Source organism: Thermotoga sp. 38H-to, from assembly GCF_011057665.1.
Lineage (GTDB): Bacteria > Thermotogota > Thermotogae > Thermotogales > Thermotogaceae > Thermotoga.
In genome coordinates, this window is record NZ_LNFZ01000001.1 from 271,613 (window position 1) to 291,539 (window position 19,927).

Below are 19,927 nucleotides of genomic sequence, written 5' to 3' on the forward strand. Positions count from 1 at the left end.
GTTGGATCTCAAACGTTTCATAAGAGATATACCGGATTTCCCACAGAAAGGCATCGTATTTCGCGACATAACTCCCCTTTTGAGAAATCAGGAGGCTTTCAAAGAAGCGATCGACGGAATGTGCGAACTCGTTTCTGACAGGGAGTTCGATCTCGTGGTGGCTCCCGAAGCGAGGGGTTTCATCCTCGGAGCTGCCATGGCGTACAAACTGGGAAAGGGCTTCGTTCCAGTGAGAAAACCTGGAAAACTCCCCTACAAAACTGTGCACGAGGAATATCAGCTGGAGTACGGCACTGAACAGCTCCATATCCACGAGGATGCCATAGAAAAAGGTCAGAAAGTGATCATAGTGGATGATGTGCTCGCAACGGGGGGAACAGCGGAGGCGCTCATAAGACTGGTTAAAAAACTCGGTGGAGAAGTGGTTTCTCTTGCTTTCCTCGTTGAGCTCTCATACCTAGAACCAAGGAAAAGACTGGAAGGTTACGATGTTAAAACTCTGATAGTCTACTGAGAGGTGAAAGTATGAGTTTGAAATTCGACTTTTCCAACCTCTTCGAACCGAACATCTCCGGTGGTTTGACAGATGAGGACGTAAAAAGCGTAGAGGAGAGAGTTACAAGTGCGGTTCGAAACTTTGTAGAAAACACTCCCGATTTTGCAAAGCTGGACAGAAGTTGGATCGATTCTGTTAAATCTCTCGAAGACTGGATAATAAACTTCGATACGGTCGTTGTGCTGGGAATCGGTGGTTCTGGACTCGGGAACCTAGCTCTCCACTACTCCCTCAGGCCTTTGAACTGGAACGAGATGACCAGAGAGGAAAGAAATGGGTACGCCAGAGTGTTCGTGGTGGACAATGTGGATCCAGATCTCATGAGCTCTGTTCTGGATAGAATTGATCCCAAAACAACTCTTTTCAACGTGATTTCGAAATCCGGTTCCACTGCCGAAGTAATGGCAACCTATTCGATAGCGCGCGGAATCCTCGAGGCTTATGGGCTCGATCCAAGAGAACACATGCTCATCACAACAGATCCGGAGAAGGGCTTTTTGAGAAAACTTGTGAAGGAAGAAGGTTTCAGAAGTCTCGAAGTGCCTCCTGGAGTGGGAGGAAGGTTCAGCGTTCTCACACCTGTTGGACTCCTCTCGGCCATGGCGGAAGGCATCGACATAGATGAACTGTACGAAGGTGCAAAAAACGCTTTCGAAAAGAGCATGAAAGAGAATATCTTTGAAAATCCAGCGGCAATGATAGCACTCACACACTACCTTTACTTGAGGAAAGGAAAGTCCATTTCAGTGATGATGGCGTATTCGAACAGGATGATCTATCTTGTGGACTGGTACAGACAGCTCTGGGCGGAGAGTCTTGGAAAAAGGTACAACCTCAGGGGAGAAGAAGTTTTCACCGGTCAAACTCCAGTGAAAGCATTGGGAGCGACCGATCAGCACTCACAGATACAGCTCTACAACGAAGGACCGAACGACAAGGTAATAACATTCCTGAGGGTTGAAAACTTCGATAGAGAAATAGTGATCCCGGAAACCGGAAGAACTGAACTCAGTTATCTTGCAAGGAAGAAACTCTCCGAGCTTCTCCTCGCAGAGCAGACAGGAACAGAAGAAGCGCTGCGAGAAAACAATAGACCGAACATGAGAGTGACGTTCGACAGACTCACACCGTACAACATAGGTCAGTTCTTTGCTTACTACGAGGCTGCCACTGCCTTCATGGGTTATCTTCTTGAGATCAACCCGTTCGATCAGCCCGGTGTGGAGCTCGGAAAGAAGATCACGTTTGCTCTCATGGGAAGAGAAGGTCACACTTACGAAATAAAGGAAAAGTCGAAGAAGGTGATCATAGAATGAAAATCTTCGAAGAAGTGATGAGAGAAGGAGAAAAGGTTTTCTTCATAGAGGGTGGCCCTCTCGGTGAGGATGGAACGTATATCATCGTTTCAGATGATCCAACCATTGAGGAGAGGATCGCAAAAGTCATCGAAGAACTGAACGCGACAAGTGTTATCTTTCTTGCTGAAGATGAATACGAAAGGTTCAAAAACGAGCTCGAGAAAAAGGCAAAGAGAATATGGTGATCGGTGTTACTGGAAAGATAGGAACGGGAAAGTCCATTGTCTGTGAGATTCTGAAAAACAAATACGGAGCCCACGTTGTAAACGTGGATAGAATAGGTCATGAAGTGCTTGAGGAAGTGAAGGAAAAGCTTGTTGAGCTTTTCGGAGAATCCGTTCTGGAAGACGGGAGAGTAAACCGAAAGAAACTTGCTGGCATCGTCTTCGAATCACAGGAAAACCTGAAGAAGCTCGAATCGCTCGTCCATCCCCTGATGAAGAAGAAGGTACAGGAAATTATAAACAAAAAGAGCGGCCTTGTTGTAATAGAGGCCGCTCTTTTGAAAAGAATGGGACTAGATCAACTGTGTGATCACATCGTCACGGTGGTTGCAAACAGAGAGAAGATACTGGAGAGAAACAGAGAAGCGGACAAACGTTTGAAGTTTCAGGAAGACATTGTTCCACAGGGAATAGTGATAGCAAACAACTCCACTCTCGAGGATCTTGAAAAGAAGGTAGAGGAAGTGATGAAACTCATATGGGAGAAACGAGAATCACAGGGGGAAAGTACAGAGGAAGGAAATTAAAGACAGGGGATTTCTTCAGACCCACCATGTCTTCCGTGAGAAGTGCCCTGTTCAACATGATAGATATCGAGGGAAAGAGCTTCCTTGAACTCTTCTGTGGAAGCTGTGTGGTGAGCTGTGAAGCGTTGAGCAGGGGAGCGAAAAGAGTGGTCTGTGTCGACAGATCAATTCGTGCCCTCAGTATATGCAGAAAAAATCTTAGATCACTCAACGAAACGGCCACGATCATCCACAGTGACGTAGAGGCCTTTCTCCAAAACACCGCTGAAGAGTTCGACGTGATCTTCCTCGATCCTCCGTACAACGATGTAGAGATCATAAACAAAACGCTTTCTCTGCTTCCAAAAGTCATGAAAGAAGGCAGTTTGGCCGTTCTGGAGAAGAGCAAAAGAATCGAACTGGATTTTTCAAACTTCGAAGTCGTCAAAAGAAGGGATTACGGTGAGACCGAACTGGTTTTTCTGAGGGTGAAACGATGAAGCTGAGGCCCTGGGAATTCTACGATAGAATAGCGAGAGTGTACGATAGTATGTACGAAACACCAAAGTGGAAACTCTATCATAGGCTGATTGAATCTTTTTTAGAGGAGTATCTGAAAAACCCCTGCAGAGTTCTCGATCTCGGTGGAGGAACCGGAAAGTGGAGCCTGTTTTTACAAGAGAGAAGCTTCGAAGTGGTTCTCGTTGATCCGTCAAGAGAGATGCTGGAGATAGCAAGGGAAAAGGGTGTTAAAAACGTTGTTGAAGCCAGGGCGGAAAATCTCCCCTTTCCTTCAGGTACTTTCAAAGCAGTTCTCGCTCTCGGTGACGTTCTGAGTTACGTTGAAAACAAAGATAAAGCATTTTCAGAAATAAAAAGAGTACTTGTCTCCGATGGATTGTTGATAGCGACCGTGGACAACTTTTACACTTTTCTTCAGCAGATGATCGAAAAGGACGCGTGGGATCAAATCCCGCGCTTTTTGAAAACACAAACCACAGATGTGGGAAACGCACTCTTTTCTTTCAATTCCTATACCTTCAAACCAGAGGATCTTACTCTGGAAGGATTCGAAACGGTAGATATCCGTGGAATCGGTGTGATGGAGTACTCGGACAAACAGATCAGTGAAAGAGAAGAAATCATCTTCCAGCTGGAGCGGGAGCTTTCAAAGGACAGAAGCATCATCTGGAAAGCCGATCATATATTCTTCGTTTTGAAAAAGAAAAGAGGAGCCTGAAGGCTCCTCGGTGGTGGGTGCGGCAGGGATTGAACCTGCGACCTCTTCCTCGTCAAGGAAGCGCTCTCCCACTGAGCTACGCACCCATTCCGTTTAATTATGATACTACAAGCACTCGAGTATGTCAACCGTTCGGCCCAATTTCCCTATACTGTTCAACACTTACCAGAAAATTCCCGATGAAAGTACTTGAAAAGGGTGAAAACCTGTGCTATTATATATGTCGGAGTTGCCGAGGTGGTGGAACTGGCAGACACGCATGGTTGAGGGCCATGTGGGCTTCGGCCCGTGCGGGTTCAAGTCCCGCCCTCGGCACCAGAAGTCAGCCGGAGGATATTTCCTCCGGTTTGTTTGTTATCCCTCCAAGCCCAAGAAGAATCCCCAGAATTATGAACAGATAGTAATTGAAGAACCTCCAGACGAGCAAGGATACCATCGCGTCAGTCTTTTCAATTATGTTCGAGTACACAACGTAATAAACCAATTCCGTTGCACCACTGGCACCGGGTGTAGGGAAAAAATACACGATAAGGCTGAGGGCAAGCTGGATACTGACCACTTGGAAAAGTGACACATTCACATTACGATTGACGGCTTTCATCGCAAAATAAGTACTTGAGTGTATCAGCACGACCATCAAACCTGATAGAATCGCCACCGCTAAAAACTTCAGCCTGGAAGTTCTCCAGAATTCCCTGGTGGCCGAAACGTATCCAAGTACTTTTTCCTCCACGAGTCTTTTTAAATCGTCCTCCGATTTTCTGGAGAAAAACATGAAGATCTTCAAAACAGGCCGTGACATGAAAAATCTTCGCAGAAAACCCTTACTGAAGGACAGAAGGATTATGAAAACATAGAAGAGCAAAGCCAAAACGATTCCTGCGAAGAAAAAGTCGCCGAGGATACCGAGTTTTTCGAAGGTATCAAGATAAACCAAGAAGAAGACAAAACCGGAGATGACGGAAAATGAAAAAGAAGAGAAAAACCTCACCGCTATCGCAGATGCCGATTTTTCAAAGGGAATTCCAGCCCTCGTGAGGTGATAGATCTGGAAGGGTTGTCCTCCTGCAGTGAAAGGTGTTATTGCCCCCACATAGAATCCCCAAAGGGAATTGGCCACACAGGTCCTGAAGGGAATATCTTTCAGGAGTATTTTGGTTCTAAGAGCGTCCGCTAAAACGATACCAAGAAAGTTCAGTGAAAGAACCATCAAGAAGAAAGGATCTACGCTCTTTAACTCCTTCCATGCGTCACCGCTGCCCAGAATAGAGAACATGAGAATCGTGGCTCCAAGGCCTATGATCAGAGCTGAGAATAACTTCTTCTTCATAGCTCTCTCCTTCCAGTGTCTTTATTAGAAATATTAACATACCACATGGTAAGATTTTTCTGGGAGGTGATACCACATGTTCAATCTGGAAGAGTACACTGAAAAGGCTCAGAAGGTAATGATGAGCATTCAGGATATAATGACCCGATACAGACAAAACCAGCTTTCCAGTGAACACATACTGCTCGCGATACTGGAAGAAGGAAACAACGTTGGCGTTGAACTTCTGAAAGAGTTGAACGTGGATATAAACAGACTCAGAGATGAAGTGGAGGTGTTCATTGGGAAATACGGAGTTAGAGTCCCTGAAGGTTCATCTGTCTCTCAGATTTTCATAACCCCAGACGCAAGGCATGTCATTGAGAAAGCAAGAGAAGAAGCGAGAAGAATGGGAGACTCAAAAATAGGAACCGAGCACCTTATTTTGGGTATGGTACTGTCACCTGATTCCACGGCATTTCGAATTCTCTCGAGATACGGTGTAACACCTGAGAGAGTCTATGAGGCCATAAGGAAGATCAGGTCAACGGGTAAAACAGATGAGGCAGAGAACGTGGAAGCGCTCGCTCGTTTCACAGTGGATCTCACTCAGCTGGCCCGCGAAAAAAAGCTCATGCCCGTAGTGGATCGTGAAAAGGAAATCAGAAGGGTGATACAGATACTGTCCAGGAGAACGAAGAACAACCCGGTTCTCGTAGGAGACCCGGGAGTGGGAAAGACTGCCGTCGTCGAAGGGCTCGCCCAAAGAATAGTTGAAGGAAAAGTCCCTCTGTTTTTGAGAAACGTCAGAGTCTTGAAGCTTGACATGGGGAGGCTGGTAGCAGGGACCCGTTTCAGAGGAGATTTTGAAGAAAGACTGAAACGTCTCCTCGATGAATTGAAGAGGAAAAAAGGAGAAGTAATACTCTTCATCGACGAGGTGCACACGGTGGTAGGAGCAGGAGCTGCTGAAGGTGCTCTTGATGCTGCGAACATAATGAAACCAGAACTCACAACGGGGGAGATTCAGATAATAGGAGCGACCACCGTTGAAGAGTACAGAAAATACATAGAGAAAGACAGGGCACTTGAGAGAAGATTCCAGCCGGTCATGGTGGAAGAGCCGACGGTCGAACAGACAATCGAAATACTGAAAGGGTTAAGAAAGGTCTTTGAAGAGCATCATCACGTGAAAATAACAGATGACGCTCTGGAAGCTGCGGCGAAACTCTCCGCGCGATACATAACCAACAGATTCCTCCCGGACAAGGCCGTTGATCTGATAGACGAAGCAGCTGCGTACGTGCGCCTCGAATCCTCGTACCCTTCAGAAGAACTCCTGAAACTCGAAGAAGAGATCAAAAACCTTGAAGACAAAATAAACGACGCCGTTGTGAAGGGAGAATACGAAGAAGCGGCAAAACTGAAGGTCGAACTCCAGAAATTGAAAAAAGAATACGAAGAAAAGAGAAAAAAAGAAGAAAAGGTGGAACCCCATGTCGATGAAAACGTCGTGGCGAAGATCGTGGAACAGTGGACAGGCATTCCCGTATCTCGAATCATGGAATCTGAAAGAGAGAAACTACTGAAACTCGAAGAATTCATCCACCAGCGCCTGGTGAATCAGGAGGAAGCCGTAAAGATAGTGGCGCGGACCATAAGACGCGCGAGGGTCGGTATCAAGAACCCGAGAAGGCCCATCGGTGTCTTTCTGTTCCTCGGCCCAACGGGTGTAGGAAAGACAGAGCTCGCCAGAACCCTCGCGGACGTGCTCTTCGGCAGCGAGGACGCCATGATTAGACTCGACATGAGCGAGTACATGGAGAAACACTCCGTTGCCAGACTCATAGGGGCACCTCCGGGTTACGTAGGTTACGAAGAGGGAGGACAGCTCACCGAGGCTGTGAGAAAAAGACCTTACAGTGTGATTCTCCTCGACGAGATAGAAAAAGCGCACCCAGACGTTTTCAACATCCTGCTTCAGGTGTTCGAAGACGGGCGATTGACCGACGGGAAGGGAAACACTGTGGATTTCAGAAACACCATCATCATCATGACGAGCAACATAGGAAGCGAGAAGATCATCGAAATGTCAGAAAATGGCGTGAGAATCGAGATAGAAAGAGAACTGCGAAACACCTTCAAACCCGAGTTTCTGAACAGAATAGACGCAATAGTCTATTTCAAACCGCTCACGATGGAAGAAGTGAAGAAGATAGTGGAAATCATGGTGAGGCAGCTCCAGGAGATGCTGAAAGAGAAGAACATCTCCATCGAGCTCACAGAAAGAGCGAAGGAGTACCTGGCAGAGGCGGGTTATGTGCCATCTCTCGGTGCAAGACCGCTTCGAAGAATCATAGAACTCGAACTCGAGTCGATGATAGCAGATAAAATCCTGGAAGGAGAGATAAAAGAGGGAGACAGAGTTCTGGTCGACGCGGACGAATACGGTCTGAAGATAGAGAGGAGGTGATGATCCGTGGAGGAAAAGAAAGAAAAACTCTCCATGAAGGATCTCATTCTCCTCTTCTTCAGCACTATAAGTGCTCGGTGCTGGGCAAGGCTCGGCCTCACGGAAGACGAATACGGAGACTACTACCAGGACCTCGAAGAAGCACGGCTTGGAATAGACACGCTCGACGCGGTATTCAACAAGATAAAGGATCTCGTGGATGAGGAAGTTCGCCGGGAAATGGAAGGAGTGATTGCTACCCTGAAACTCAACTACTTTCATCAGTATCAAAAGAGCAAGAAGAGGGAGACAGAGAACGCATGAACGTAGCGATTCTGCTCGCAGCGGGAAAAGGTGAAAGAATGTCTGAAAACGTTCCAAAACAGTTCCTCGAGATAGAGGGTAGGATGCTCTTTGAGTATCCACTTTCTACATTTTTGAAAAGTGAAGAGATAGATGGTGTTGTGATAGTAACACGCAGAGAGTGGTTCGAAATTGTAGAGAAAAGAGTGTTCCACGACAAAGTACTTGGAATAGTTGAAGGAGGAGATACACGAAGTCAGAGTGTGAGAAGTGCCCTCAAATTTCTTGAAAAGTTCTCTCCTTCTTACGTTCTTGTGCACGACTCGGCACGACCGTTTCTGAGGAAAAAACACGTGCTGGAGGTTCTCAGAAGAGCCCGTGAAACGGGAGCGGCAACTCTTGTGTTGAAGAATTCCGACACGCTTGTAAGAGTTGAGGGTGACAGAATGGAATACATCCCAAGAAAAGGAGTGTACAGGATTCTTACACCACAGGCTTTTTCTTACGAGATCTTGAAAAAGGCCCATGAAAACGGCGGCGAATGGGCGGACGACACGGAACCAGTTCAGAAGCTCGGAGTAAACATAGCCCTCGTCGAAGGAGATCCTCTATGTTTCAAGGTGACGTTTAAAGAAGATCTGGAACTGGCGAGAATCATCGCCAGGGAATGGGAGAGGATATCATGATTTACTACGGCACGATGTTCGATCACAAGGTGAGATTTTCGATCGTTCGAATGAGAGAGGTGGTAGAAGAGGCTCGAAACAGGCACAACCTCTCGTACCTCGCCACTGTGGTCCTCGGAAGAGCCCTCATCGGTGCGGCTCTTGTGACACCATGGCTCGCCGAAAAAGAAAGGTGGACGCTGGATATAGAGGGAAACGGACCGATAAAGAGAGTCGTTGCACAGTCGACCAGCGAGTTCACCGTTAGGGGATATGTGGCAAATCCCATGGTGGAACTGCCTTTGAATGAGAAGGGAAAGTTCGACGTTGCCGGTGCTATCGGTCAGGGTGTTCTCAGGGTAATAAGAGATTTGGGATTGAAAACTCCCTTTGTCTCTCAGGTACCTCTGGTGAGCGGTGAGATCGCCGAAGATCTGGCTTATTATTTCACGGTTTCTGAGCAGATCCCTTCTGCCTTCTCCATCGGTGTTCTCATGGATTCGAACGGTGTGAAGATAGCAGGAGGATTCGCCGTTCAAATCATCGATCGCACTCTTGAGCAGGAGAAAGTGGAGATGATTGAAAGGAACATAAAGAAACTTCCGTACATAACCGAGCTTTTCCAAGAAGCGGAACCCCTGGACGTTCTGGAAAGAATATTCGATGAGAAGGTAGGGTTCGTCGAAACAGCAGAGATAAAGTACAAGTGTGATTGCAACAGAGAAAAAGCCAGAAACGCCCTTCTCGCTCTGGACAAAAAAGAACTGGAGGATATGCGAAAAGAGGGCAAAGGAGAGGTCATCTGCAAGTGGTGTAACACGAAATACGTCTTCTCCGAGGAGGAATTAGAAGAACTCCTCAAGTTCAAGGTAGATGACTCTAGTTCCTGAAAAATTGGAGATCTTCAAGAACCTCTCTGTGATCTCAAGAAATATCCTTTCGGTGTCCATCCGTGCGAGGGCACTTCTCAATTTCTTTGAAGGAAACACCACAACAAAATCTCTTCCGGATTCCACAAAAAGTTCCGCAGTGTAACTGAGATTCTTTCGTTTTACCTGAACTTTCAGACTTTCCCCTCTTCTTGAGATCGTGGCGTAATCTCCTCTTGAGAGCACTGAGGCTTTTCTCACGAGCTTTGCAAGGACCTGCTTCTTCGCTTCTATCCGTTCTACGGTCTTTTCTTCCAGCAAAGCCCTCAGTTTTTTGATCTCTTCTTCTTTCACTTCGTCACCACAAACTTCCATAACAAAATGAGGATACTTCACCACGAGTTTTCCAGATTTCTCATAGAAGTCCAGAGTCTGAACATCCAGTCTTTGAAAAGCTTTGAAAATGTGCCTCACCGTGACGTACGGAATTTTTGTAGAAAAGGGCTTCTTCGGAATTGTAGAGATCTGTGCGAGGGTCATAATGCCTGCTGATGATCCAAACATCAAAACATCTTTTTCCTCAAAAAGAAGAATCAGGAATTCCCCTTCGTCGAGATTAGAACTGGCAAAGTTCAACGCTCCTTCGAATTCACGCTTCGTGAGTGTGCAGAGAAATTCCTCTTCGCCATCTCCTGGAGGAATTTCTCCCGTTTTGCACCGAACGTCCAGAACTTCATTCCCCGCTCTCAGAACGAGCCGCTCCTGAAGGACAGTGATCTGTACATCACTGACTCTAACATCACTCAAAAAATACTTCACAAGATCTAGAGAAACGATCCTGCTGCCTTCGAATCGGGGTATCTCCCCCAGGAATATCTCCACTTTAGCACAGTTGTCGCTCGCACTCACCCAGAGCCCATCTCTGTAAAAGAAACTGAGAAATCTCGCAGTGGGTTCGGTTGTTCCAACCAGTTTATCGAGCAGATAGACCCACTCTTTGAGTTCATGAGCATCAACGACAAGTTCCACAGAGTTTCACCTCAGAAACTCTTCGAGACGTTCCAGAACGCCTCTTATCTTTTCCGGATGTCTTCCACCCGCCTGGGCAAAATTCCTTCGGCCCCCTCCACTTCCACCGAGTTCCTTCGCTATGTTCCGTGCTATGGAAGAGGCATCGTATCTGTCAAGGAGATTCTCAGAAACCTTCACAACGAGGGAAACCTTGTCTTCGAACTTACTGAGGAGAATAACAATGCCTTCCCTTTCCTTTTTCAAAACGTTGTCCGCTATTCCTCCAAGGTGTTTTGCTTCGACATCTTCAAAAACAGCGTAGAATACCTTTACACCATCTTCCAGCTGTTTCATGGCTATCTTTTCTTCGGAAATCCTTCCCTGAGAGAGTTTCTTTTCGAGTTCCTTCACTTTCTCTCTCAAACCCAGAACCCTGTCCGTGAGCTCGTCTTCCCTTGCTCCGAGGATTTCTTTCAGCTGATCGATCAGTTTTTTCTGGTTTCTCAGGAGTTCCAGGGTACTAAAGCCAGTGACCGCTTCGATTCTTCGCACACCTGACGAAACGGATTCCTCCGAGATGATCTTGAACAGACCTATCTGCCCTGTGTTGCTCACATGCGTTCCGCCACAGAGTTCTTTACTCACACCAGGAACCTCGACGACCCTGACCACATCTCCATACTTTTCCGTGAAAAGCGCAACAACTCCGGACTTTACCGCTTCTTCGTAGCTTGTGTACCTCACCTCGACCGGAATCGCTTCCATGATCCATTCGTTCACCAGATTCTCCACCTGTTCTATTTCTGCCATCGAAAGACCCTTGAAATGTGTGAAATCAAATCTCAGCCTGTCGGGTGCAACCAAGGATCCTGCCTGCCTCACGTGGTCTCCCAGGACCTTCTTCAAAGCCGCGTGAAGTAGATGCGTCGCCGTGTGATTTCTCATTGTGGCCTCTCTTCTCTTCTTATCCACTCTGAGAACCACTTTCTGACCTCTTCTCAGAGTGCCGGCCAGTACCTTGATTCTGTGGACGATCACACCCTCTGAAGCTTCAAAAACATATTCTACAAGCGCTTTTCCATCTTCCCATTCCACCGTTCCCGTGTCGGATACCTGACCACCCTTCTCAGCGTAGAATGGTGTTTTTGAAAACACTACTTCCACCGCGTCTTCTGTTGCATCTTCCACCGCTTTTTCGTTCTTGGCTATGAGGACGACCTCACCCTCATCCTCGAGTTTTTCGTACCCAGTGAATTCGGTTCGGAAATCTTTGGGGAGTTCTTCAAGGTATTCGTACCTCCTGGCAAATTCCACATCTCCCAGAGCAACCCTTGACTTTCGCTGTTGTTCTTCCATGTATTTGTTGAATTCTTTCACATCGACTTCCACACCCTTCTCCCTTGCGATTTCGAGTGTGAGTTCCAGTGGAAGTCCGTATGTGTCGTAGAGTTTGAACGCGTCTTCGGAATCTATCCTTCCCTCTTTCTCAACGATCTCGTCGAAGACCTTCATTCCCTGCTCGAGAGTCTTTAGAAATCTGCTTTCTTCTGCAGAGAGAACTTCTTTCACCATACTTTCACCGCGAACGATCTCCGGATAGACCTTTCCCATCTTCTCCGCCACAGCATCAACGATTCTGTAAAGGAACGGTTCACTCATGCCAAGGAGTATTCCGTGTCTCATCGCGCGTCTTATGATCCTTCTGAGAACGTATCCTCTTCCCTCGTTGGAAGGGAAAACACCTTCACTGATCAGGAAGGTGATGGCCCTCATATGATCGGCTATGACCCTGATGGAAACGTCTTTTTCTTCATCTGTTTTGTAGCCAACCCCCGTCAATTCCTCTATGCGGTTTATTATCGGCTGGAACAGATCTGTGTCGAAATTGCTGTAAACTCCCTGCATCATCGCACAGAACCTTTCAAGACCAGCTCCCGTATCGATGTTCTTTCGTGGAAGCGGATGGAGCTTTCCTTCTTCATCCTGATAGTACTCGGTGAAAACGAGGTTCCATATCTCCACAAATCGTCCCTCAGAATTGGCAGGAGTACACTCTTCGCCCTCAGGACAACCTTTCAAATACCCTGTATCGTAAAAGATCTCCGTGTCGGGACCACATGGCCCCGTTGGCCCAGCCGGCCCCCAGAAATTGTCCTCTTTTCCCATTCTCAAAATTTTCTTCTCGGGAAGACCTATCTTTTCGTTCCAGATTCTGAAGGCCTCTTCGTCTTCCTCGTAGACGGAGACCCACAGTTTTTCTTCGGGAACCCCAAGCACCTGAGTGAGAAACTCCCAGGCCCACTCTATGGCTTCTTCTTTGAAATAGTCTCCAAAGGAGAAATTACCGAGCATTTCAAAGAACGTATGATGCCTTGGAGTCTTTCCCACGTTCTCTATATCAACGGTTCTCAAACACTTCTGACAGGTAGCCACCCTCGTGTAAACAGGCTCGACTTTGCCCCAGAAAATAGGTTTGAAAGGAACCATACCGGCTACGGTGAAGAGAAGCTGAGGATCGTCCGGTATGAGAGAAGCGCTCGGTAGTATCTTGTGTCCCTTTTTCTCAAAGAATTTCAAAAAGGCTTCTCTGATCTCTTCAGAAGTCATGTATCTCATCGCACCACTCCTTCTAAGATTTTGAACACGATGTAACTGACAGGAGCAACAAAGAGCAGTCCATCTATTCTGTCGAGCATTCCTCCATGACCCGGAAGGGTTTTTCCTGAATCCTTAACACCGTAGTGTCTCTTCAGGGCCGATTCAAAAATATCACCGAAGGTGTCCATAACCGCGACCGTTGCGGCGAAAGGAAGGAACGTTCTGAAACTTATCACGTTCACAGAGAGCAGATCATTCACAACGAGTCGATACAAAAAGGTGTAGATGACAACACCCAGGAATCCTCCTATCACTCCCTCAAGGCTCTTTCTTGGACTGTATCGAGGAGAGATCCTCGTTCTTCCAAATTTCAAACCCGTGAAGTATGCGAAGGAATCAAACACCCAGGTGGAGGTGAGAACGAGAAGAGCGTTCGCGGCACCAAAATCCCGATAAATCGGAAGAAAGAAACTGAGGAAGAAGGTAACGTAGATGAGAGCGATCGAAAAGGCAGCGATTGTCTTGAACACCTGCGAAGGATCTTTGTCTGTTATCAGAGAGAAAACCACTCCAGTTATGAAGAGGATCGACAGCGGCTGCGCGGGTTCCTCAAAAACAAGACCGTAGAGGACGGGATACAGAGCAAGGAGTATCACATAGAAAAATCGTGCATCACGCTCTTTCATTTCAAGTGTGATGAGTTCGTAGCCGGCCAGAATGACGATTGCAGAAACGAGTCCTATCAAACTCTCGTAACTCACAAAACACAGAACAACGAAAGGTGCTACGACACTCGCGGTTATGACTCTGGTTTTCAAATCATCCATTGCTCAAACCCCCGAATCGTCTTTCCCTTTTTGAATAACTCTCTATAGCCCTCAGAAAATCCCTTTTCGTGAAATCCGGCCACAGTTTTTTGAAGAAATAAAGCTCGGAATACGCGGACTGCCAGAGAAGGAAATTACTGAGCCTCATCTCACCTGAGGTCCTTATTATCAAATCCGGATCTGGAACGTCTGGTAGATACAGATACTGACGAAAGGTCTCTTCAGTGAGCTCTAATTTTTTCCCATGAGATACATCCTTTAAGATAAATTCTACCGCGTCGAGGATCTCCCTTCTACCTCCGTAGTTGAACGCGATAATGAGTGTCATTCGGTCGAACTCTTTCGTTTTTTCCTCCACTTCCTGCCACTTCTTAAGCACCCTCTCCGGAAGACCTTCTTTTCTTCCAAGAATTCTCACTCTGACTCTTTCTCTTCTGAGGAGCTCCATCTCACGATCTATCATCTGAACGAAAAGATCCATGAGAAACTCCACTTCTTCCTTCGGTCTTTTCCAGTTCTCTGTGGAGAAGGAAAAAGCTGTGAGATACTTTATCCCCAGTTCCAAAGACCATTTCACGGTGTTGTGGAGCACCTCTGCACCTCGCTGGTGCCCTTTTATTCTGGGAAGACCTCGCTTTTTCGCCCATCTGCCGTTTCCATCCATTATGATCGCAACGTGCTGTGGTATCCTCAAAATTCCATGATCTCCTCTTTTTTGATTTCGAACACCTCGTCCAGCTTTTCGATGAACTCGTCTGTTAGCTTCTGTATTTCGTTTTCCAGCCTTTTGGCATCATCTTCTGGAATGAGACCCTCTTTCTGATCTTCTTTTATCTTCTTCAAAATCTCTCTTCTGATGTTTCTGATGGCGATCTTCCCCTCTTCGACGATCTCCTTCGCCTTTTTAACCCACTTTTCCCTCTGCTCAGTGGTTGGAGAAGGAAAGACAAGCCTGATCACGTTTCCATCGTTTATGGGGTTCAAACCAAGATCGGACGCGTTTATCGCTTTTTCTATGAGGGAGAGAACACTTTTATCCCAGGGTTTTATGACAAGGGTTCTTTCTTCAGAAATGGAGATCGTGGCGAGCTGATTCACAGGAGTTGGAACACCATAGTAATCTACCTTGATCTCCTCAAGAATGGCTGGAGAGGGCTTCCCTGTTCTCATTTTTCTCAGTTCATCCTCGATTTTCTCCAGCGTTCTCCTCATCTTTTCCTTCGCTTCTTTTATGAACGGATTAACCATGCCTATCCCCTCCCTGTTGAAATTTGTGTTTACACCATCAATGGTCGTTGTATAATATTCCCAACACCTCTCAAGATTATAGCAAACAGATTTTTTGCTTTCTCGTTCCTTTTGATAAATATGCTTCATCCGTCTGTAAAAATTCTGGTAGTATAATTAGTTAAAAAAATAACAAGCACCACCATCCTGGAAAGGGGGAGTTCCATGGGAAAGTTTCTTAAGAAACACTACATAATGGCACCTGGACCAACACCAGTCCCAAACGATATTTTAACAGAAGGAGCGAAGGAAACAATACACCACAGAACACCTCAGTTTGTTTCCATAATGGAAGAGACCCTCGAAAGTGCAAAGTACATCTTTCAGACAAAAAACAACGTGTACGCCTTTGCTTCCACAGGAACTGGCGCTATGGAAGCGGCGGTGGCGAATCTTGTGAGCCCTGGAGACAAAGTGATCGTGGTTGTGGCTGGAAAGTTCGGTGAAAGATGGAAAGAGCTCTGTCAGGCTTACGGTGCTGATATCGTAGAAATCGCCCTCGAATGGGGAGACGCGGTCACACCTGAACAGATCGAAGAGGCTCTCAACAAAAACCCCGATGCGAAGGTCGTCTTCACCACCTACAGTGAAACATCAACGGGTACAGTCATAGACCTCGAAGGAATTGCCAGAGTCACGAAAGAAAAAGACGTTGTTCTTGTGACAGACGCTGTCAGCGCTCTTGGAGCAGAACCACTGAAGATGGATGAATGGGGTGTGGATGTCGTTGTCACAGGTTCTCAGAAGGGTTTGATGTTACCTCCGGGATTGGCTCTCATCTCTCTCAACGACAAAGCGTGGGAGCTCGTGGAAAAATCCAGATCTCCAAGGTACTATTTTGATCTGAGGGCCTACAGAAAATCTTACCCCGACAATCCTTACACTCCCGCAGTAAACATGATATACATGTTGAGAAAGGCTCTTCAGATGATAAAAGAGGAAGGCATAGAGAACGTATGGGAAAGGCACAGAATACTGGGAGACGCAACAAGAGCAGCGGTGAAAGCACTTGGACTGGAACTCCTCTCGAAAAGACCGGGAAACGTTGTAACAGCCGTGAAAGTGCCTGAGGGCATCGATGGAAAACAGATTCCCAAGATCATGAGAGACAAGTACGGTGTGACCATCGCCGGTGGACAGGCTAAACTCAAAGGAAAGATATTCAGGATAGCACACCTCGGATACATGTCACCTTTCGACACCATAACTGCCATTTCCGCTCTTGAATTAACCTTGAAGGAACTCGGTTATGAGTTCGAACTCGGAGTCGGTGTTAAGGCAGCCGAAGCTGTCTTCGCTAAAGAATTCATTGGGGAGTGATGGAGATGACGAGATACAGAGTGCACGTGAACGATCCTCTCGATAAAGAGGCAACACAGCTTCTTATGAACAAAGAGGAACTCGAAGTCACATCGGAACACCTAGAAAAAGACGAATTGATGAAGATCATACCGGAAGTCGATGTTCTTGTCGTCAGAAGCGCCACTAAAGTCACAGCCGACATCATAGAGGCCGGGAAAAATCTGAAGATCATCGCCAGGGCAGGCATCGGGCTGGACAACATAGACGTTCAAAAAGCCAAGGAAAAAGGAATAAAAGTGCTCAACACACCAGGTGCCAGCGCTCCATCCGTGGCAGAACTCGCGATGGGTTTGATGCTTGCTTGTGCTCGCCACATAGCAAGAGCTACCATATCTCTCAAAGAAGGAAAATGGGAAAAGAAAGCACTCAAGGGCAAAGAACTTCTTGGAAAAACGCTGGGACTCATCGGATTTGGAAACATCGGACAGGAAGTGGCAAAAAGAGCCCTTGCCTTTGGAATGAAAATCATCGCTTACGATCCCGCGAAACCTGAAACAGATCTACCTGTTGAATACGTGGATCTGGACACTCTTTTCAAAGAAAGCGACTTCATTTCCCTGCATGTGCCTCTCACAGAATCAACCAGGCATATCATAAACAGAGAGAGTATCGCGAAGATGAAAGACGGTGTCATCATAGTAAACACGGCCCGTGGAGGAACAATCGACGAAGAAGCCCTGTACGAAGCCCTTGTGAGTGGAAAAGTCTACGCTGCAGGGCTCGACGTCTTCGAAGTGGAACCACCAACAGATGAAATCAGAAGGAAACTTTTGAGCTTGGACAACGTTGTCGCCACTCCCCACATAGGTGCTTCCACAGCAGAAGCTCAAAGAAGAGTAGGAATAGAACTCGTGGAGAAGATTTTCAAAGAACTGGGAATTTGAAGCCGGGGGTTGTCTCCCGGCTTCTTTTCTTCTTTATCGATCTGAACATTATTCTCACGTTCAAAGCAAGGAATTCGTAAATAAAAAGTAAAACGCAAAAGAGAAGAACGAAAAAATCCCGTACTCTCTCCATGTTTTCCCCTCCAAATTAATAGATCCTTTTCTCTGTCTTCAAGTTCAAACTGATTGACACATCCATGCATATTATTTTATAATCCCAGAGGATATATCTATCGATATATCTTTTGACTCTATGGAGGTGTCAGAGATGGAAGACATTATCGTCGTGGAAAATCTGGTGAAAAAGTTCGGAGATTTCGAAGCGGTCAAAGGAGTCAGCTTCTCAGTGAAGAAAGGAGAAATCTTCGCTTTTCTTGGTCCAAACGGTGCGGGAAAAACCACCACCATTCACATGCTCACCACGCTTCTAAAACCGACGAGTGGAAAGGCATGGGTTGCCGGTCATGACGTGCTGAAAGAACCTCGAGAGGTTAGAAGAAAAATCGGTATAGTCTTTCAGGATCAATCACTGGACAGAGAGCTCACCGCGTATGAAAACATGTACATACACGGAAAAATATACGGCTACGGTGGAGAAAAACTCAAAAAGAGAATCCTTGAACTTCTCGAGTTCGTGGAACTTCTGGAGTTCAAAGACAAACCGGTCAAAACGTTCAGTGGTGGCATGGCAAGAAGACTCGAAATAGCTCGCTCCTTGATACATGAACCAGAAGTTCTCTTTCTCGACGAACCCACTATTGGTCTCGATCCACACACAAGAGCGCATATGTGGGAATACATCTCGAAAATGAAAAAAGAACACAACATGACAATCTTTCTCACCACCCATTACATGGACGAGGCAGAACAGCTTGCTGACAGAGTGGCGATCATAGATCACGGGAAAATCATAGCACTCGGAACTCCAACCGAGTTGAAGAGAATGGTCGGAAAAGAGATTATCTACGTGAGATTCTCTGAAGCCGTTGAATGTCTCGAAGGCGACTTCATAGAGTCGTGTAGAAAACTCCCCGATGGAAGGCTGGAACTGAATGTGGAAGATTCTGGAAGGGCGATACCAAAGATTTTCGAACTGGCACAGCAGAAGGGTTTGAAAATAGAAGAAATCACCTATCATAAACCCACGCTCAACGATGTTTTCCTCCATCTCACAGGAAGGGAGCTCAGAGAGGAAGGACCGGAGAACTCTTTCAAAACCATGGCAAGAATGAGAATGAGGATGAGGAGGTAATAGCATGGCAGCCTTTGTGACGATGATCTACAGGCAGTTCATGAGATTCTTGAGATCACGCTCGAGAGTCATTGGAATGATAATAAACCCTCTGATATGGATCATCTTCTTCGGGCTGGGATGGAGCAAAGTTTTCGATAATCCCTGGGCGAAAATGATGTTTGGTGGAGTGGATTACCTGACTTACCTCGCACCTGGTATCTTCGCTATGACAGTTTTCAACATGAGTTTCATCAGCGGTGTGAGTTTGATCTGGGACAAACAGTTTGGCTTCTTCAAAGAGGTTCTGGTGGCTCCCTCTTCACGAAGACTCAGCATCACAGGTAGAATCGTTGGAGATGCGATCGTTACCGTTTTACAGGGACTTATAATTCTCGTCCTCAACTACTTCCTCGCAGAAAGTTTGAAAATATCCGGGCTACTTCCCGCTCTCGCCGTTGGATTTCTCATGTCAGTTACCATTGCAAGCTTTGGTATTGCGCTTGCTTTGAAGATGGAAAGCACTGAGGGATTCCAGATGATCATGATGACTCTGATGATGCCTCTGGTCTTTCTGAGCGGTGCAATGTATCCCATCGATTCCATGCCAAACTGGATGAAGGCTCTTGCCTACATAAATCCCCTCACCTACGCGGTGGACGCCTCGAGAGGGTACTTAGTGGGAGAAAAAGTGATGAAGTTCTCTTTCGGCCTCGACTGGGGAATTCTCTCGATCTTGATGCTGGTGGGGCTCATCCTCGCGATGGAAAGCTTCGAAAGAGCAAGAATAAGTTGAGATATCAACAGTAAAACAAAGGCAGGGGATTTCCCTGCCTTTTTGTTTTTTTATGGAGTTTCATTGAATATGAAATGCTAACAGAAACAACGATTTCGGAAAAGAAGAAGTTTTTTTGTGCTTCTAAGGATGTATTGAAACGATGTACCACGATTGGTATGTCTCCGGCGTCGGAATGTTTCCATACCTCTAAGGAATTATTGAAACCGCTGCGGCTTTCTACCATACACGGCTGCGAAGTAGGTTTCCATACCTCTAAGGAATTATTGAAACTCTCGGATATCAAAATGCTTGAAATTGTTGTTGATTCGTTTCCATACCTCTAAGGAATTATTGAAACCTGGACCGGCCCGAACAAAACGGGCACAAAACTCGTGTTTCCATACCTCTAAGGAATTATTGAAACGACATATCGGTTGTTGAAAAGGAAGGTGAGAAATATTGTTTCC

The 19,927-nt window shown here is 46.4% G+C and carries 21 protein-coding genes, 2 tRNA genes and 1 CRISPR repeat array (1 of these 24 only partly in view); of the genes, 15 read left to right on the forward strand and 8 right to left on the reverse strand.

The features are described 5' to 3' along the window. Nucleotide 1 precedes the first annotated feature (1 nt). Genes apt through AS158_RS01390 form a run of 6 tightly spaced genes read left to right on the forward strand, consistent with a single transcriptional unit; the run spans nucleotide 2 to nucleotide 3,884 of the window. Complete coding sequence (gene apt, locus AS158_RS01365; protein ID WP_012896494.1) at nucleotides 2-514, forward strand: adenine phosphoribosyltransferase; 513 nt, start codon at nucleotides 2-4, stop codon at nucleotides 512-514. Between the two features lie 11 nt (nucleotides 515-525). Then, a complete protein-coding gene (locus AS158_RS01370; RefSeq protein WP_165304380.1) occupies nucleotides 526-1,872 on the forward strand; it encodes a glucose-6-phosphate isomerase in 1,347 nt (448 codons plus the stop codon). Further along, on the forward strand, nucleotides 1,869-2,099 hold the full coding sequence (locus AS158_RS01375; RefSeq protein WP_038053041.1) for a hypothetical protein: 231 nt from the start codon (nucleotides 1,869-1,871) through the stop codon (nucleotides 2,097-2,099). Before AS158_RS01370 ends, AS158_RS01375 begins: the two co-directional genes overlap by 4 nt. Next, entirely contained in the window at nucleotides 2,093-2,665 is a 573-nt protein-coding gene (coaE, locus tag AS158_RS01380) for a dephospho-CoA kinase (protein ID WP_038053038.1), read from the forward strand. The genes AS158_RS01375 and coaE overlap by 7 nt, the downstream gene beginning before the upstream one ends. Continuing rightward, on the forward strand, nucleotides 2,617-3,144 hold the full coding sequence (gene rsmD, locus AS158_RS01385) for a 16S rRNA (guanine(966)-N(2))-methyltransferase RsmD (protein WP_038053035.1): 528 nt from the start codon (nucleotides 2,617-2,619) through the stop codon (nucleotides 3,142-3,144). The genes coaE and rsmD overlap by 49 nt, the downstream gene beginning before the upstream one ends. Further along, nucleotides 3,141-3,884 (forward strand): class I SAM-dependent methyltransferase, encoded by a 744-nt coding sequence (locus AS158_RS01390; protein ID WP_038053032.1) that lies wholly within the window; start codon nucleotides 3,141-3,143, stop codon nucleotides 3,882-3,884. Before rsmD ends, AS158_RS01390 begins: the two co-directional genes overlap by 4 nt. Before the next feature lie 11 nt (nucleotides 3,885-3,895). Here AS158_RS01390 and AS158_RS01395 read toward each other — a convergent pair. Beyond that, nucleotides 3,896-3,970 (reverse strand) — tRNA-Val (locus AS158_RS01395). A 145-nt stretch (nucleotides 3,971-4,115) separates the two neighbouring features. Between AS158_RS01395 and AS158_RS01400 the strand changes: the two genes are divergently transcribed. After that, nucleotides 4,116-4,202: transfer RNA gene (locus AS158_RS01400), tRNA-Leu, on the forward strand. 4 nt (nucleotides 4,203-4,206) lie between these two features. Here the strand turns inward: AS158_RS01400 and AS158_RS01405 are convergent. Beyond that, a complete protein-coding gene (locus AS158_RS01405) occupies nucleotides 4,207-5,214 on the reverse strand; it encodes a lysylphosphatidylglycerol synthase transmembrane domain-containing protein (RefSeq protein WP_038053029.1) in 1,008 nt (335 codons plus the stop codon). A gap of 76 nt (nucleotides 5,215-5,290) precedes the next feature. On the opposite strand from AS158_RS01405, the gene AS158_RS01410 reads away from it, so the two are divergent. From AS158_RS01410 to hslO, 4 genes are read left to right on the forward strand one after another with little or no spacing between them, the layout of a single operon-like run. Beyond that, nucleotides 5,291-7,666 (forward strand): ATP-dependent Clp protease ATP-binding subunit, encoded by a 2,376-nt coding sequence (locus AS158_RS01410; protein ID WP_038053026.1) that lies wholly within the window; start codon nucleotides 5,291-5,293, stop codon nucleotides 7,664-7,666. 6 nt (nucleotides 7,667-7,672) lie between these two features. After that, nucleotides 7,673-7,969, forward strand: a complete 297-nt coding sequence (locus AS158_RS01415) for a DUF1844 domain-containing protein (RefSeq protein ID WP_038053022.1) — start codon at nucleotides 7,673-7,675, stop codon at nucleotides 7,967-7,969. After that, complete coding sequence (gene ispD / locus AS158_RS01420; protein ID WP_038053019.1) at nucleotides 7,966-8,634, forward strand: 2-C-methyl-D-erythritol 4-phosphate cytidylyltransferase; 669 nt, start codon at nucleotides 7,966-7,968, stop codon at nucleotides 8,632-8,634. Before AS158_RS01415 ends, ispD begins: the two co-directional genes overlap by 4 nt. Next, nucleotides 8,631-9,503 carry an Hsp33 family molecular chaperone HslO gene (gene hslO / locus AS158_RS01425; RefSeq protein WP_038053016.1) on the forward strand — a complete coding sequence of 291 codons (873 nt, stop codon included), beginning with the start codon at nucleotides 8,631-8,633 and terminating at the stop codon, nucleotides 9,501-9,503. The genes ispD and hslO overlap by 4 nt, the downstream gene beginning before the upstream one ends. Here the strand turns inward: hslO and AS158_RS01430 are convergent. The 5 genes from AS158_RS01430 to frr are packed head-to-tail and all read right to left on the reverse strand — an operon-like array spanning nucleotide 9,459 to nucleotide 15,166. After that, nucleotides 9,459-10,511, reverse strand: a complete 1,053-nt coding sequence (locus tag AS158_RS01430) for a hypothetical protein (protein WP_038053013.1) — start codon at nucleotides 10,509-10,511, stop codon at nucleotides 9,459-9,461. The two genes, hslO and AS158_RS01430, sit on opposite strands and share 45 nt — an antisense overlap. Before the next feature lie 6 nt (nucleotides 10,512-10,517). Continuing rightward, nucleotides 10,518-13,109 carry an alanine--tRNA ligase gene (alaS, locus tag AS158_RS01435; RefSeq protein ID WP_165304381.1) on the reverse strand — a complete coding sequence of 864 codons (2,592 nt, stop codon included), beginning with the start codon at nucleotides 13,107-13,109 and terminating at the stop codon, nucleotides 10,518-10,520. Continuing rightward, complete coding sequence (cdsA, locus tag AS158_RS01440) at nucleotides 13,106-13,918, reverse strand: phosphatidate cytidylyltransferase (RefSeq protein ID WP_165304382.1); 813 nt, start codon at nucleotides 13,916-13,918, stop codon at nucleotides 13,106-13,108. Before cdsA ends, alaS begins: the two co-directional genes overlap by 4 nt. Beyond that, nucleotides 13,911-14,612, reverse strand: coding sequence for an isoprenyl transferase (locus AS158_RS01445; protein ID WP_008195143.1), 702 nt, complete (start codon nucleotides 14,610-14,612; stop codon nucleotides 13,911-13,913). The genes cdsA and AS158_RS01445 overlap by 8 nt, the downstream gene beginning before the upstream one ends. Further along, nucleotides 14,609-15,166 (reverse strand): ribosome recycling factor, encoded by a 558-nt coding sequence (frr, locus tag AS158_RS01450; RefSeq protein ID WP_008195141.1) that lies wholly within the window; start codon nucleotides 15,164-15,166, stop codon nucleotides 14,609-14,611. The genes AS158_RS01445 and frr overlap by 4 nt, the downstream gene beginning before the upstream one ends. A gap of 204 nt (nucleotides 15,167-15,370) precedes the next feature. Between frr and AS158_RS01455 the strand changes: the two genes are divergently transcribed. Together AS158_RS01455 and AS158_RS01460 are read left to right on the forward strand one after the other, a co-directional pair. Further along, nucleotides 15,371-16,525, forward strand: coding sequence for a serine-pyruvate aminotransferase (locus tag AS158_RS01455; RefSeq protein WP_008195138.1), 1,155 nt, complete (start codon nucleotides 15,371-15,373; stop codon nucleotides 16,523-16,525). A 5-nt stretch (nucleotides 16,526-16,530) separates the two neighbouring features. Then, entirely contained in the window at nucleotides 16,531-17,451 is a 921-nt protein-coding gene (locus tag AS158_RS01460) for a hydroxypyruvate reductase (RefSeq protein ID WP_008195136.1), read from the forward strand. Here AS158_RS01460 and AS158_RS01465 read toward each other — a convergent pair. Further along, a complete protein-coding gene (locus tag AS158_RS01465; protein WP_004081631.1) occupies nucleotides 17,432-17,584 on the reverse strand; it encodes a hypothetical protein in 153 nt (50 codons plus the stop codon). The two genes, AS158_RS01460 and AS158_RS01465, sit on opposite strands and share 20 nt — an antisense overlap. A gap of 135 nt (nucleotides 17,585-17,719) precedes the next feature. Between AS158_RS01465 and AS158_RS01470 the strand changes: the two genes are divergently transcribed. After that, nucleotides 17,720-18,703: an ATP-binding cassette domain-containing protein gene (locus AS158_RS01470; protein ID WP_004081632.1), complete on the forward strand. Its 984-nt coding sequence runs from the start codon at nucleotides 17,720-17,722 to the stop codon at nucleotides 18,701-18,703. Between the two features lie 4 nt (nucleotides 18,704-18,707). Then, on the forward strand, nucleotides 18,708-19,478 hold the full coding sequence (locus AS158_RS01475) for an ABC transporter permease (protein WP_008195131.1): 771 nt from the start codon (nucleotides 18,708-18,710) through the stop codon (nucleotides 19,476-19,478). Between the two features lie 111 nt (nucleotides 19,479-19,589). Further along, nucleotides 19,590-19,927: direct repeats of the CRISPR family, unit length 30 nt; unit sequence GTTTCCATACCTCTAAGGAATTATTGAAAC (it continues 561 nt past the right edge of the window).

What these genes read in the sequence shown, in the direction of transcription:
- AS158_RS01370 (WP_165304380.1), top strand. Translation starts at nt 526, where the DNA reads ATGAGTTTGAAATTCGACTTTTCCAACCTCTTCGAACCGAACATCTCC.
- AS158_RS01375 (WP_038053041.1), top strand. Translation starts at nt 1,869, where the DNA reads ATGAAAATCTTCGAAGAAGTGATGAGAGAAGGAGAAAAGGTTTTCTTC.
- coaE (WP_038053038.1), top strand. Translation starts at nt 2,093, where the DNA reads ATGGTGATCGGTGTTACTGGAAAGATAGGAACGGGAAAGTCCATTGTC.
- rsmD (WP_038053035.1), top strand. Translation starts at nt 2,617, where the DNA reads ATGGGAGAAACGAGAATCACAGGGGGAAAGTACAGAGGAAGGAAATTA.
- AS158_RS01390 (WP_038053032.1), top strand. Translation starts at nt 3,141, where the DNA reads ATGAAGCTGAGGCCCTGGGAATTCTACGATAGAATAGCGAGAGTGTAC.
- AS158_RS01405 (WP_038053029.1), bottom strand. Translation starts at nt 5,214, where the DNA reads ATGAAGAAGAAGTTATTCTCAGCTCTGATCATAGGCCTTGGAGCCACG.
- AS158_RS01410 (WP_038053026.1), top strand. Translation starts at nt 5,291, where the DNA reads ATGTTCAATCTGGAAGAGTACACTGAAAAGGCTCAGAAGGTAATGATG.
- ispD (WP_038053019.1), top strand. Translation starts at nt 7,966, where the DNA reads ATGAACGTAGCGATTCTGCTCGCAGCGGGAAAAGGTGAAAGAATGTCT.
- hslO (WP_038053016.1), top strand. Translation starts at nt 8,631, where the DNA reads ATGATTTACTACGGCACGATGTTCGATCACAAGGTGAGATTTTCGATC.
- alaS (WP_165304381.1), bottom strand. Translation starts at nt 13,109, where the DNA reads ATGAGATACATGACTTCTGAAGAGATCAGAGAAGCCTTTTTGAAATTC.
- cdsA (WP_165304382.1), bottom strand. Translation starts at nt 13,918, where the DNA reads ATGGATGATTTGAAAACCAGAGTCATAACCGCGAGTGTCGTAGCACCT.
- frr (WP_008195141.1), bottom strand. Translation starts at nt 15,166, where the DNA reads ATGGTTAATCCGTTCATAAAAGAAGCGAAGGAAAAGATGAGGAGAACG.
- AS158_RS01455 (WP_008195138.1), top strand. Translation starts at nt 15,371, where the DNA reads ATGGGAAAGTTTCTTAAGAAACACTACATAATGGCACCTGGACCAACA.
- AS158_RS01460 (WP_008195136.1), top strand. Translation starts at nt 16,531, where the DNA reads ATGACGAGATACAGAGTGCACGTGAACGATCCTCTCGATAAAGAGGCA.
- AS158_RS01465 (WP_004081631.1), bottom strand. Translation starts at nt 17,584, where the DNA reads ATGGAGAGAGTACGGGATTTTTTCGTTCTTCTCTTTTGCGTTTTACTT.
- AS158_RS01470 (WP_004081632.1), top strand. Translation starts at nt 17,720, where the DNA reads ATGGAAGACATTATCGTCGTGGAAAATCTGGTGAAAAAGTTCGGAGAT.
- AS158_RS01475 (WP_008195131.1), top strand. Translation starts at nt 18,708, where the DNA reads ATGGCAGCCTTTGTGACGATGATCTACAGGCAGTTCATGAGATTCTTG.